Source organism: Mycobacterium riyadhense (assembly GCF_963853645.1).
Lineage (GTDB): Bacteria > Actinomycetota > Actinomycetes > Mycobacteriales > Mycobacteriaceae > Mycobacterium > Mycobacterium riyadhense.
Window position 1 is genome coordinate 4,866,588 of sequence record NZ_OY970456.1, and the last position, 12,574, is coordinate 4,879,161.

At 65.7% G+C, this 12,574-nt stretch carries 11 protein-coding genes and 1 tRNA gene; 7 read left to right on the forward strand and 5 right to left on the reverse strand.

The annotated features are described in order from the left end of the window. Positions 1–17: 17 nt before the first annotated feature. The 3 genes from AADZ78_RS21495 to mfd all read right to left on the reverse strand — a co-directional run bounded on the left by AADZ78_RS21495 (position 18) and on the right by mfd (position 5,628). Positions 18–749 (reverse strand): lytic transglycosylase domain-containing protein, encoded by a 732-nt coding sequence (locus AADZ78_RS21495; protein WP_085250943.1) that lies wholly within the window; start codon positions 747–749, stop codon positions 18–20. A 185-nt stretch (positions 750–934) separates the two neighbouring features. Next, positions 935–1,972: a nucleoside triphosphate pyrophosphohydrolase gene (locus tag AADZ78_RS21500; RefSeq protein WP_085250950.1), complete on the reverse strand. Its 1,038-nt coding sequence runs from the start codon at positions 1,970–1,972 to the stop codon at positions 935–937. Then, positions 1,972–5,628, reverse strand: a complete 3,657-nt coding sequence (gene mfd, locus AADZ78_RS21505; protein ID WP_085250942.1) for a transcription-repair coupling factor — start codon at positions 5,626–5,628, stop codon at positions 1,972–1,974. The genes AADZ78_RS21500 and mfd overlap by 1 nt, the downstream gene beginning before the upstream one ends. Before the next feature lie 106 nt (positions 5,629–5,734). Between mfd and AADZ78_RS21510 the strand changes: the two genes are divergently transcribed. Next, positions 5,735–7,003, forward strand: coding sequence for a diaminopimelate decarboxylase family protein (locus AADZ78_RS21510; protein ID WP_085250941.1), 1,269 nt, complete (start codon positions 5,735–5,737; stop codon positions 7,001–7,003). On the opposite strand, the gene AADZ78_RS21515 is transcribed toward AADZ78_RS21510, so the two are convergent. Beyond that, on the reverse strand, positions 7,000–7,596 hold the full coding sequence (locus AADZ78_RS21515; RefSeq protein ID WP_139828760.1) for a TetR/AcrR family transcriptional regulator: 597 nt from the start codon (positions 7,594–7,596) through the stop codon (positions 7,000–7,002). The two genes, AADZ78_RS21510 and AADZ78_RS21515, sit on opposite strands and share 4 nt — an antisense overlap. Positions 7,597–7,722: 126 nt before the next feature. Between AADZ78_RS21515 and AADZ78_RS21520 the strand changes: the two genes are divergently transcribed. The 6 genes from AADZ78_RS21520 to AADZ78_RS21545 all read left to right on the forward strand — a co-directional run bounded on the left by AADZ78_RS21520 (position 7,723) and on the right by AADZ78_RS21545 (position 11,772). Further along, positions 7,723–7,794: transfer RNA gene (locus tag AADZ78_RS21520), tRNA-Gln, on the forward strand. A 95-nt stretch (positions 7,795–7,889) separates the two neighbouring features. Continuing rightward, positions 7,890–9,353: a bifunctional UDP-N-acetylglucosamine diphosphorylase/glucosamine-1-phosphate N-acetyltransferase GlmU gene (gene glmU / locus AADZ78_RS21525; RefSeq protein ID WP_085250939.1), complete on the forward strand. Its 1,464-nt coding sequence runs from the start codon at positions 7,890–7,892 to the stop codon at positions 9,351–9,353. An 87-nt stretch (positions 9,354–9,440) separates the two neighbouring features. Further along, the gene (locus AADZ78_RS21530) at positions 9,441–10,421 is read left to right on the forward strand and encodes a ribose-phosphate diphosphokinase (protein WP_085250938.1); all 981 of its coding nucleotides are present in this window, start codon (positions 9,441–9,443) and stop codon (positions 10,419–10,421) included. After that, complete coding sequence (arsC, locus tag AADZ78_RS21535; protein ID WP_085250937.1) at positions 10,422–10,766, forward strand: arsenate reductase (glutaredoxin); 345 nt, start codon at positions 10,422–10,424, stop codon at positions 10,764–10,766. It begins immediately after the preceding gene. Further along, complete coding sequence (locus tag AADZ78_RS21540) at positions 10,763–11,407, forward strand: LpqN/LpqT family lipoprotein (RefSeq protein ID WP_085250936.1); 645 nt, start codon at positions 10,763–10,765, stop codon at positions 11,405–11,407. Before arsC ends, AADZ78_RS21540 begins: the two co-directional genes overlap by 4 nt. A 116-nt stretch (positions 11,408–11,523) precedes the next feature. Next, positions 11,524–11,772, forward strand: coding sequence for a hypothetical protein (locus AADZ78_RS21545; protein WP_085250935.1), 249 nt, complete (start codon positions 11,524–11,526; stop codon positions 11,770–11,772). Between the two features lie 417 nt (positions 11,773–12,189). Here the strand turns inward: AADZ78_RS21545 and AADZ78_RS21550 are convergent, their stop codons facing one another. Continuing rightward, entirely contained in the window at positions 12,190–12,474 is a 285-nt protein-coding gene (locus AADZ78_RS21550; protein WP_085250949.1) for a CDGP domain-containing protein, read from the reverse strand. Between the last annotated feature and the right edge of the window lie 100 nt (positions 12,475–12,574).

Below are 12,574 nucleotides of genomic sequence, written 5' to 3' on the forward strand. Positions count from 1 at the left end.
ATCTCCGCCCTATCCTTCTACAGCGGATGACCCGCCGCGTAAGCGGTCGCCCAATCACGTACGGCCCGCGCATAAACACCGGAGTTGTTGTAGGCCCGCAACGCGGTGATCCACCCTCTGGGGGTCGCGAGATCTTTTCCGCGCCAACATAAGTAACCCGCCGCCGACAACGCGGCATCGTCGATGTTGTCCGGGCTGGCGATACCGTCGTTGTTGGCATCCACCCCATAGAGCCGCCAGGTCTCGGAGATGAACTGCATCGGCCCCATCGCACGCTCGACTCCGGCGTCGCCGTCCAGGTTGCCGGCGTCGGCGTCCACGATGCGCAGGTTGCCGCCGGTGCCGTCGAGGCGGACACCACGAATGGGCGGCGTAACGTCGCCGTTCGGCGCGATTGTCGCCCCCCGGTAGGTGCCGTTATGGCTCTCCACCTGCCCAATACCGGCCAACGTGGTCCAGGCGATATGGCATCTCGGGTTCTCGACCTCGGCAACCCGGGCCGCGTAGGCATATGCCTCCAGCGCGAGGACCGGCATCTCCAAGGCCGGTGCGCGTTTCTCCGCCCACTCACGCAACTGGTCCGCGGGGCGACCCGGGGCGTGGGTGTCCACCGGGGGTACCGGATCGCCGGGCGGCGGCGGCACGCCCTCCGGGATGAAGAGACTGAGCTGCCAGGTACAACTCGACGCCAGTAGCATCGCGGTCGCCCCTATCACGGCGACCGCGCGCAACCAGCGTCTCGGCGACACATGATCATCGTCGCATGGGTCTGCCGACTAACCCGTGGCTTACGGCGGCTAGCACACACATGTGTCATCGTTATCAAAGGGGTTTTGGTTAGCTGCGGCCGGCAAAAGCAGATGTCGCAAACTTTTTAATGATCGCTTGCTGTGGAAAGTCTCTGAGTCGTCGCAAACATGACGGCGTAGCGATTCTAGCGCCGGCCCTTGCGTTTCTTGGAGCCGCCACGCGACCCTTTGGTGACCTCAACGGCGTCGCCCGGTTCGTCGGATTCGTCGGGCGCCGGATCCGCACCGGACGGCCAGTGGACGAGCCACTCCTCGTCGGTAATGACGCCCAACGGAGTTACATCGAGTTCCTCCGCAACGGTGTCGCCGCGGCGCGCGGCGGCAATCGCTCTCTCGGCACTGCGGACGCTGTTCACAAAATCCAAAACTGCGGCGCGCAAATTGTTTTCCGCATCAACATCAGCAGACACCGAGATCGAAGTGATCTCGTCGGGGATCAGATCGGCGGGCAGCCCGGCCTTCTGGACACGCTGAATAACCTTCTGCGCCAATGCCAATGCCGGCTGCCCGGTCGGAACGTCGTCCAGCACCGAGTTACGTGACTTCCGCGACTTTTCCGACGCCTTGGCTTCCTCCCACTGAGCCAACTGGTCTTCTAGCGAGATCGATTCGCCCGCAAGCACTCCCGGCACCCGATTGCCGAGCTTTCGGATCAGCGTGTCGGCAACATCATCGATGGTGAACGGCAGCAGTGCAGCATCCTCGGCAATGCGCGCATGGAAGAGCACCTGCAGCAACACATCGCCGAGTTCTTCCCGCAGCTGGTCAACATTGCCGCTGTGCACGGCATCCAACAGCTCGTAGGTTTCCTCGAGCAGGTAGCGACGCAACGAGTCGTGCGTCTGTTCACTCTCCCACGGTCCGTTGGCGCGGAGTTTGTCCATCATCGCGACGGCGTCGACCAGTCGCTCGCCACGCTGTCGATCAGGCGCCGAGATCAACCGGGCTCCGGCGGCCAATCGAGCGACCACGGCGGGGTGGTTGGGGTCAGATGACAGCAATACCGGGGCATCGTCGCCGGCATGCACGGGATGGGCGTCGGGCAGTGACCAGGGGACCGCGACCGGCATCTCTTCGGTGTATTGCACCTGACCGCCGAGCAACTCGATGGCGTCGACAGGAATCAGCGACGGGCGGCGGGGGTCGACCAGGACGACAGTAATCACACTTGTCGCTCCTTACTCGACGGCATAGGTTCACTCGTTATACCAACTTCTTGCTGCGGTTTCCCTGCCAGTGCCGTCACCAAGTCGGCCACCAGCTGGACCAACTCGACGTCACGGATCCGCGGCGCACCGATCCCGCCGGCTCGCGGAATGGGTACCTGGACCGTGTTGGTCGTCGCCCGGTACCTGGCTCCCGGATACATCCGCGCCAGGCGCACCTGGGCGGAATCGGGCAACGTCAGCGGCGACAGCCGCACCGTCGCCGCTGACGACGCCGCCACTTCGGTGATGCCGGAGCCGCGGCACAGCAGCCGTAGCCGCGCCACCGCGACCAGCCGTCGGGCCGGTTCTGGCAGCGCCCCGTAGCGGTCGGTCAGCTCTTCCACAACGGCCGCGACCTCAGTATCCGAACCGGCCGCGGCCAGCCGCCGGTACCCCTCCAGCCGGAGCCGATCGCTGGCGATGTAGTCCGGTGGCAGGTGTGCGTCAACGGGCAGATCGATCCGCACGTCCTTGGGCTCCTCGGCGGTGGTCACCATCTTGCCGTCCGCGGCGGCGCGATAGGCCTCCACCGCCTCGCCCACCAACCGCACGTACAGGTCGAACCCGACGCCGGCGACGTGCCCGGACTGCTCAACCCCGAGCACGTTGCCGGCGCCGCGGATCTCCAGGTCCTTCAGCGCCACCGCCATGCCGGCGCCCAGCTCGTTGTTTTGCGCGATGGTCGCCAACCGGTCGTAGGCCGTCTCGGTCAGCGGCGCGTGCGGTGGGTACAGGAAGTAGGCGTAGCCGCGTTCGCGGCTGCGGCCCACCCGGCCGCGCAGCTGGTGCAGCTGCGACAGGCCGAAGGTATCGGCGCGCTCGACGATGAGAGTGTTGGCGTTGGAAATGTCCAGGCCGGTTTCCACGATCGTCGTGCAGACGAGGATGTCGTACTCGCGGTTCCAGAATCCCTGCACGGTGCGCTCCAGCAGGTCCTCGGGCATCTGCCCGTGGGCGACGACCACCCGCGCCTCGGGCACCAGGCCACGCACTCGGGCGGCGGCCCGGTCGATGGAGCTGACCCGGTTATGCACGTAGAAGGCCTGCCCCTCGCGCAATAGCTCGCGCCGCAACGCCGCCGCGACCTGCTTGTCGTCGTGCGGGCCGACGTAGGTAAGCACCGGGTAGCGCTCTTCGGGTGGGGTCAGGATCGTTGACATCTCGCGGATGCCGGCCAGGCTCATTTCCAAAGTGCGCGGGATCGGGGTGGCGCTCATGGTCAGGACGTCGACGTGAGTGCGTAGCGACTTGATGTGCTCCTTGTGTTCGACGCCGAATCGCTGCTCCTCGTCGACGACGACCAGACCCAGATCCTTCCAGCGCACTCCGGTCTGCAGCAGCCGGTGCGTCCCGATCACGACGTCCACCGAGCCCTCGGCGAGCCCATCGATGACCGCGCGGGACTCGGCGGCGTCGGTAAACCGGGACAATCCCTTGACGACCACCGGGAAGCCGGCCATCCGCTCGCTGAAGGTCTGCAGGTGCTGGTCGGCCAACAGCGTGGTGGGCACCAGCACGGCGACCTGTTTGCCGTCCTGAACCGCCTTGAAGGCCGCCCGCACGGCGATCTCGGTCTTGCCGTAGCCGACGTCGCCACAAATCACCCGGTCCATCGGCACCGGCTTTTCCATGTCGGCCTTGACCTCGGTGATCGCCGTGAGCTGGTCGACGGTCTCGGTGAAGGCGAACGCGTCCTCCATCTCGGCCTGCCACGGGGTGTCCGGTCCGAACGCGTGGCCGGCGCTGGCCTGCCGCTTGGCGTACAGCGACACCAGCTCGCCGGCGATCTCTCTGACCGCACTGCGCGCGCGGCTTTTCGTGTTGGCCCAGTCGCTGCCGCCGAGCCGGCTCAGCGCTGGCGATTGCCCGCCGACATACCGCGACAGCTGATCCAGCGAATCCATCGGGACATACAGCTTGTCGGAACCACCACCCCGTTTCGCCGAGGCATATTCCAGCACCAGGTACTCGCGGCGCGCGCCGCCGACGGTGCGTTCGACCATCTCGACGAACCGACCGATGCCGTGCTGATCGTGCACCACCAGGTCGCCCGCGGTGAGTGCCAGCGGGTCGACGGTGTTGCGCCGCTTGGCGGCCAGTCGCTTGCCTTCGACCGCGGTGGCTCGGCTCCCGGTCAGGTCGGTTTCGGTGATGGCGACCAGGTTGGCGCCGGGAACGATCACGCCGTCGTGCAGCGGCCCCTTGAGCACTCCCACCAGGCCAGATTTGGGTGCGGCCCCGGGTTCCAGCATGGCGGCCGGAATCTCGGATTCGGCCAGTCGCTCGACCACGCGATGCGCAGTCCCGGTCCCGGGTGCAACCATCACCGCGTAGCCGCCGGTCGCGACATGGGCGCGCAGCATGGCAAAGATGCCGTCGATGTCACGTTGGTGTCCGCGGGCTGACGGCGCAGCCCGGACGTCGAGTTCGAGCGCCGACTCGTCGGCCAGCTGGCTCAACGTCCACCAGGGATGACCGGCCCGGCCGGCCGCGGCCTGAACCTCGTCGAGCTCGGCGAATCCGGATCCGCCGAGCTGCGCGACGTCAAGGGGGGCGTCCGTTCCGAGTGCAGCCACCGACCAGGACGCCTCGAGAAACTCGCGGCCGGTCTTGATCAGATCTGCGGCCCGAGTGCGTACCTTTTCCGGGTCACACACCAATACCGGTGCGCCGTCGGCCAGCTGGTCGGTGAGCAGTGCGGGAGCCCCTCTTTCCGGGGGATGCAGCACCGAGAGCAGCGCCTCCATGCCGTCGACCGGGATGCCCTCGGCCAGCTTGGCGAGCATGTCGGTGACCGTTCCGGTGACAGCGTTCGCGGCGGCGGGATGCTGCGCGGCCAGCGCGCTGGCCCGCCTCCGCACGTCGTCGGTCAGCAGCAGCTCGCGGCAGGCGACCGCGACCAGCGTGTCGACGTCGATCTCGGTGATGGAGCGCTGATCGGCGACCGAGAACATCCGGATCTCGCTGATCTCGTCACCCCAGAACTCGACCCGCACCGGATGCTCGGCGGTCGGGGCGAAGATATCCAGAATCCCGCCCCGGACCGCGAATTCGCCGCGCCGGCCGACCATGTCCACCCGGGTGTACGCCAGCTCGACCAGCCGGGTTACCAAATCCTCGAAGGGCGTTTCGTCGCCAACGGCGAGCGTCAGCGGTTCCACCAATCCCAGCTGTGGCGTCATCGGTTGCAACAGTGAGCGCACCGCGGTCACCACTACCCGCAACGGCGGGCCCAGCCTCCCATCGTCAGGATGGGCCAGCCGGCGCAGCACCATGAGACGGCTACCGACGGTGTCAACACCGGGCGAGAGCCGTTCGTGCGGCAAGGTCTCCCAGGACGGGAACATCGCCACCGCGTCACCGAAGACACCCCGCAGCTCAGCCGTCAGGTCGTCCGCTTCGCGACCAGTCGGCGTGACCACCAGTAACGGGCCCTGCTGAGCCAGCGCACTGGCAACGAACAGCCGCGAGCTGGCGGGGCCGACGAGCCTCAAGTCGTCGGGCCGACCGGAGGCGCGCTCGATGAGTTGGGCGAATGTCGGCGCGGTCAACGCCAATTCGACGAGCCCCGCGATCGGGGTATCTGGGCAAGCAGGCCCCGGTGCGGTCATGATGCCGCCATTCTATGGTGCAAGAGTTCGTCAATATTGAGCGCAGTGGCGTCAACGGATCGTAAGGAAATCGGCAACCGACCCAAGCTGGGCGCAGGTTGGAAGCATGACGTTACTGGCCATGCTGCCTTCCCTTAGCAAGGCCGCCCCACAGCGGTTCGACCCCGCGACCTGGCCGCTGACTACTTCTTCCGATGAGCACGGACGGCTCTGCATCGGCGACGTGCCGCTCACCGATATCGCCGACGAGTTCGGCACCCCCGCCTATGTCATCGACGAATCCGACTTCCGACGCCGCGCACGCCGATATCGCAAGGCGTTGCGCGACGTGGAGGTCGTCTACGCCGGGAAGTCGCTGCTGACCACTGCTGTGGCGCGGTGGGCGCGCGACGAGGGCCTCGGCGTCGACGTCTGCTCACCCGGCGAGCTGACCATCGCGCTGGCCGGTGGCGTCGACCCGGCCCGCATCATCATGCACGGCAACGCGAAGTCGCCCGACGATCTCCGCGACGCAGTCGCCGTCGGGGTGGGGCGCATAGTGGTGGATTCCGACATCGAGGTTGCCTACCTCGCTGGCCTGGCACGCCGGCGGCAGCGGGTACTGCTGCGGGTGACCCCCGATGACCAAGTCGTCGACACGGTGAAGCACGTTGCGCTCCACCCCAACCTGGATTTGATCGGGCTGCACTGCCATATCGGTTCGCAGGTCACCGACGCGACCCGCTACGGCGAAGCCATTCACCGCATGATCGCGGCCATGGCCGACATCCGTTCGCACCACGGCGTCATCCTCACCGAACTCAACATCGGCGGTGGACACGGCGTCCCGTATATCCGCGGCGATGCCGAACTCAACCTCACCGAATTGGCCGACGTCATCGAGGACGCGCTCGACGAGGCCTGCGCCGCCGAACACTTCCCGCGGCCTGCCGTCGTGGTCGAACCCGGTCGCGGGATCAGCGCGCGGGCCGGCGTCACGCTGTACCGCGTCTGTTCGGTCAAGACGCGGCCCAATGGCCGTACCTTCGTCGCGGTAGACGGCGGAATGAGCGATAACCCGCGAGTGGCTCGGTACGGCGCGCAGTACACGGTCGCGCTGGCCAACCGGCATGCGCTCGGGGTGAAGCGCCCGGTCACTGTCGCGGGCCGGCATTGTGAGGCCGGCGACGAGATCGCCCGCGACGTCGAGCTACCCGCCGACATCCGTCCCGGCGACCTCCTGGCGGTGGCCTGCACCGGCTCCTACCACCACAGCATGGCGTCGAACTACACCATGGTCGGCCGGCCACCGCTGGTCGCGGTCAAGCATGGCCGTATTCGCGAGCTGGTCCGCCGCGAAACGATTGCCGACCTGCTGGTGCGGGATTGCGGTTAAGCCGGCTCCTGCAACTGGGGATCGGCTTCCAGGTGCGTGAGGCCGTTCCAGACCAGATTGACCAGGTGCGCGGCGACCACTTCCTTCTTGGGCTCTCGTGCGTCGAGCCACCACTGCGCGGTCATCGACACCGAGCCCACCAGAGCCTGGGCGTACAGCGGGGCCAGCTCCGGATCCAGACCGCGCCGGGCGAAGTCGCCCGCGAGGATGGAAGCGACCTGGCTAACGGCGTCGTTGAGCAAGCTGGAATAGGTCCCCGAGCTGATCGACGCCGGTGAGTCGCGGATCATGATGCGAAAGCCGTCGGTGCGTTCTTCGACGTAGGTCAGCAACGCCAGCGCAACACGCTCGACGCGCACCCGGGACCGGTTGTTGGTCAGCGACGACGTGATGCCGTCCAGCAGCGCCGACATCTCCCGGTCGACCACCACGGCGTACAGGCCCTCCTTACCGCCGAAATGCTCGTAGACGACCGGCTTGGACACATTGGCGCGCTGTGCGATCTCTTCGATCGAGGTTCCGTCGTATCCGCGTTCGGCAAACAGCGAGCGCGCGATGCCAATCAGCTGGTGGCGGCGTTCGCTACCGGTCATCCTGGCGCGCGGTGCGCGCACTTCTTTGTCCGGGGCTGCCATGCTGATCAGGGTATCGGCTCGCGCGTCACACTCAATACGTCGACTAGAGTCACAGGGTGGCGCGGGGCCGCCGCTAGTGAGCAATCCGTCGTGGTGTAATCGGCAGCACCTCTGATTTTGGTTCAGATAGTTCAGGTTCGAGTCCTGGCGACGGAGCTTCGCTCTTTGCCGCGAGGGTGCGTGAAATGACACGCTTGACGACGTGTCGACGGTCAGACACGCACGCTCGCGAGCCGAGAATGAGGAGAGCTATGACGTCTCGTGGTGACACTGCGGTCCTGGTTCTAGCGGCTGGACCCGGCACCCGGATGCGGTCAGACACCCCGAAAGTGCTGCACACCCTCGGCGGGCGCAGCATGCTGTCGCACTCACTGCATGCGATGACCAAACTCGCACCGCAGCATCTCATCGTGGTACTCGGCCACGATCACCAGCGCATTGCCCCGCTGGTGGCCGAACTGGCCGAGTCACTTGGACGCACCATCGATGTCGCAATGCAGGACCAGCCGCTGGGCACCGGGCACGCGGTGTTGTGTGGGCTGTCCGCCCTGCCCGACGACTACGCGGGCACCGTCGTCGTCGCCTCGGGCGACACCCCGCTGCTGGACGCCGACACGCTGGCCGACCTGATCGCCACCCACAGTGCGGTGTCCGCCGCGGTAACCGTGCTGACGACGACACTGAGCGATCCGCACGGTTACGGCCGCATCCTGCGCACCCAGGACAACGAAGTGATGGCGATCGTAGAGCAGACCGATGCGACGCCTTCGCAGCGCGAGATCCGCGAGGTCAACGCCGGCGTTTATGCCTTCGACATCGGTGCACTGCGCTCGGCGCTAGGCCGGCTGACCTCCGACAACGCGCAGCAAGAGCTCTATCTCACCGACGTCATTTCGATCCTGCGCCGCGACGGCCAGACGGTCCACGCTCGCCACGTCGGCGACAGCGCTCTGGTGGCCGGCGTCAACAACCGCGTCCAGCTGGCCGAGCTGGGCGCCGAACTCAACCGCCGAATTGTGGCCGCCCACCAGCTAGCCGGTGTCACGATCATCGATCCCGCGACCACCTGGATCGACGTTGACGTCACGATTGGCCGTGACACCGTCATCCACCCGGGAACCCAGCTGCTCGGCCGTACCCAGATCGGCGGTCACTGTGTCGTCGGCCCGGACACCACCCTGAGCGATGTCACCGTCGCCGACAACGCCTCTGTGGTCCGCACCCACGGCGCATCGTCGTCGATCGGCGCCGGAGCCACCGTCGGCCCCTTCACCTACCTGCGTCCCGGAACCGTGCTCGGAGCCGACGGCAAGCTCGGCACGTTCGTCGAGACCAAAAACTCCACCATCGGCGCGGGGACCAAGGTGCCGCATCTGACCTACGTCGGCGACGCCGATATCGGCGAACACAGCAATATCGGCGCATCCAGCGTATTCGTCAACTACGACGGGGAGAACAAGCGGCGCACCACCATCGGCTCGCACGTACGCACCGGCTCAGACACCATGTTCGTCGCACCGGTGACCGTCGGCGACGGCGCCTACACCGGAGCCGGCACGGTGGTGCGCGAGGATGTCCCGCCCGGAGCGCTGGCGGTGTCTGCTGGTCCGCAACGCAACATCGAAGACTGGGTACAGCGTAAACGGGCCGGCACCGCGGCGGCTGAAGCCGCCAGACGAGCGACGCAGACACCCGAACCAGAACAGACACCGTGATTTCGCATTCCGGTAACCCGGCTACGATGAGACCTGCTTTTCCCAATTCAGTCCCTAATTCGATCCCTGAACGACGAGGGCAGCGCGTTGAGCCACGACTGGACCGATAATCGAAAAAATCTGATGCTGTTCAGCGGCCGCGCCCACCCCGAGCTGGCCGAACAGGTAGCCAAAGAACTCGACGTCCACGTCACCACACAGGACGCGCGGGAGTTCGCCAACGGCGAGATCTTCGTGCGCTTCCACGAATCAGTGCGCGGCTGCGACGCGTTCGTCCTGCAATCCTGCCCGGCGCCGGTGAATACCTGGCTGATGGAACAGCTGATCATGATCGACGCGCTGAAGCGCGGCAGCGCCAAGCGGATCACCGCCGTCATGCCGTTCTATCCCTATGCTCGGCAGGACAAGAAGCACCGCGGCCGCGAACCGATCTCGGCGAGACTGGTGGCCGACCTGCTCAAGACCGCGGGCGCGGACCGGATCGTCACCGTCGACCTGCACACCGACCAGATCCAGGGGTTCTTCGACGGTCCCGTCGACCACATGCGCGGACAGAACCTGTTGACCGGCTACATCAAGGACAACTACCCCGACGGCAACATGGTCGTGGTCTCCCCCGACTCCGGCCGGGTCCGCATCGCCGAGAAGTGGGCCGACGCTTTGGGCGGCGTTCCGCTGGCCTTCATCCACAAGACGCGCGACCCGCGCGTGCCCAACCAGGTGGTGTCCAACCGAGTGGTCGGCGAAGTCGCCGGGCGCACCTGCGTGCTGATCGACGACATGATCGACACCGGTGGCACCATCGCCGGCGCGGTACAGCTACTGCGTGACGACGGCGCTTCCGACGTGATCATCGCGGCTACCCACGGCGTGCTGTCCGAGCCGGCCGCGGAGCGGCTGGCCGGCTGCGGTGCCCGCGAGGTGATCGTCACGAACACGCTCCCGATTGGCGAAGAGAAGCGTTTCCCTCAGCTCACCGTTCTGTCCATCGCGCCACTGCTGGCCAGCACCATTCGCGCGGTCTTCGAAAACGGCTCGGTCACAGGACTATTCGACGGAGACGCATAGATGGCCGACACCGTCATCTACCACAATCCCAAATGCAGCACCTCTCGTAAGACGCTGGACCTGTTGCGAGACAGCGGTTTCGAACCAACGATCGTTCAGTATCTGAAAACCCCGCCAACCCGGGACCAGCTGGTGCGCATGATCCACGACGCCGGCATTGACGTGCGTACCGCGGTGCGCAAGCGCGAACCACTGTATGCCGAACTCGATTTGGCCGACGCCACGGATGACGAACTGCTCGACGCCATGGCCCAACACCCGATCCTGATCGAGCGGCCGTTTGTTGTCACTCCGAAGGGGACCAGGCTGGCGCGGCCTATTGATGCGGTCCGCGAGATTCTGTGAGACCCTTCGGCATCGCGGTCGCGGCTGCCGCCCTGACGGTTTCAGTGACCGGTTGCGCACCGAAAACCCCTGACTACCAGTCGATCTGGGCGACAAGTTCGACAACGAGCGCCGCGCCGACGACGACAGGCAAGCCCGTCCCGCTGTCGAAGTACCTGGAGAGCAACGGTGTCACCGGCGAGCCGGTGGCGCCCAACGCTTTGACCGATTTGACCGTGTCCATCCCGACACCGCCGGGCTGGGCGCCGCACGGCGATCCGAAGGCCGCGCCGAATGCGGTGATGATCGCCAAGGGTGACAAGTATCCGGCAGCTCTGCTGGTGGTGTTCAAGTTGCGCGGGGATTTCAATCCCGCCGAAGCGATTACGCACGCCAACGCCGATCTCCCCGAGGGCTTCAAGCAGCTGGACGCCTCGACGGCAAACTTCAACGGCTTTCCCTCATCGATGATCCAGGGCAGCTATGACCTCAAAGGCGCACGGATGCATAGCTACAGCCGGGTCGTCATCGCCACTGGCGCACCCCCGGCCACTCAGCGTTACCTGGTTCAGCTGACGATCACCAGCCTGGCCGACGAGGCCGTCACCCAAAGTAACGACATCGAGGCGATCATCCGCGGATTTGTTGTTGCCGCAAAGTAACTCACTAGGCTAGTCAGCTATGACCGGATGTACCGCCGCAGCCCTATCCGTTCGCCCTGACCGAGCTGTACAACGATCACGACGCGGCCGTTGCCGATCTAGTCGAGTTGCCGCCGATGAACACCGAGAAGGACACCACGCGTAAGACCTACGCACCGAAGGCGACGGCCGACGCCTCACCCGAGGACGGCGGCAGCGGCAGCGATGCCGGTCCCGGTGATGTCAGTGCTGAGGTCGTGGACCTTGCCGCCGCCCGGCGCAAGAAGCCGACCCGCAAGCTGTCGCCGGAGACCGTGCAGGAGCAGGCCGTGGCCGAATTGCGTTCGCTTGTAGGCGAAGTCGTCGCAGAAGGTGATCCGGCTTGACCCCTTGCAGGTTGAGATCGCCAGGCAAGACTGTCTCCCTCGGCGCCGTGGATTCCGAAGTAGAGCCGGTGCTGAGTGGGCAGGGTGCCCACAACTCGCCTGTCCGACACCACAGGCAGTCCGGAATAGGTATCCGCTGTCAAATGATCTGCTCATGGGATATGTGCAGGACCCCAACAACCGATATGTGGCCCCTGAAAGGATGGCTGACCTGGATGACCGATGAGCGCCGCGACACGCCTGGACGGTCACGTTGCGGCTCAGCGCCGTCAAAGCGTTCCTGCCTTACGCATCCTACGAAAACCTCATGCTCGTCGCGCTGAGTCAATCAGCCAAAGAACTCAAAGCGCGAGGACACCTCAAAAGGCCCATCGAGTACCTGGCTCCGGGTCCTTTCCTTCACGAAACTTTCACGCCTCAGTCGTCGATGTGCGTCGGTGGGTCAGCGAAGGCGAAACCCCAAGGATGCTGATCAGGACCCATCAAGTCGCAGCGCGTGTCGGGCCCTCGGTAGCTGGAGCCGCTACTCGTCCAGCCAAATACCACACAACGTTGCCAGGTACCGTCAGGCTGGACGGGTCCGTCGCACCTGCTGACTACGAGTCCTCCATACTGGCAGCCGGCGCCGGCCGGCGGCGCTGAGGCGATCAGCTCTCCGGCCATCAGCATGGCAGCCAGTCCTCCGACGAAGCAGAGCTTCATGGTCATCTCCCGTCACATCGCCGCTGGCCCGTTGCCGCATACTTGGGGGGGTGGGGGCAAATACCGTCGACAGCCCAGCCAGTAAACCAACGACGTTATC

Excerpts from the sequence above, each read along its gene's own strand:
- AADZ78_RS21510 (WP_085250941.1), top strand. The coding sequence starts at position 5,735 with ATGACGTTACTGGCCATGCTGCCTTCCCTTAGCAAGGCCGCCCCACAG.
- glmU (WP_085250939.1), top strand. The coding sequence starts at position 7,890 with ATGACGTCTCGTGGTGACACTGCGGTCCTGGTTCTAGCGGCTGGACCC.
- AADZ78_RS21550 (WP_085250949.1), bottom strand. The coding sequence starts at position 12,474 with ATGAAGCTCTGCTTCGTCGGAGGACTGGCTGCCATGCTGATGGCCGGA.
- arsC (WP_085250937.1), top strand. The coding sequence starts at position 10,422 with ATGGCCGACACCGTCATCTACCACAATCCCAAATGCAGCACCTCTCGT.
- AADZ78_RS21545 (WP_085250935.1), top strand. The coding sequence starts at position 11,524 with ATGAACACCGAGAAGGACACCACGCGTAAGACCTACGCACCGAAGGCG.
- mfd (WP_085250942.1), bottom strand. The coding sequence starts at position 5,628 with ATGACCGCACCGGGGCCTGCTTGCCCAGATACCCCGATCGCGGGGCTC.
- AADZ78_RS21515 (WP_139828760.1), bottom strand. The coding sequence starts at position 7,596 with ATGACCGGTAGCGAACGCCGCCACCAGCTGATTGGCATCGCGCGCTCG.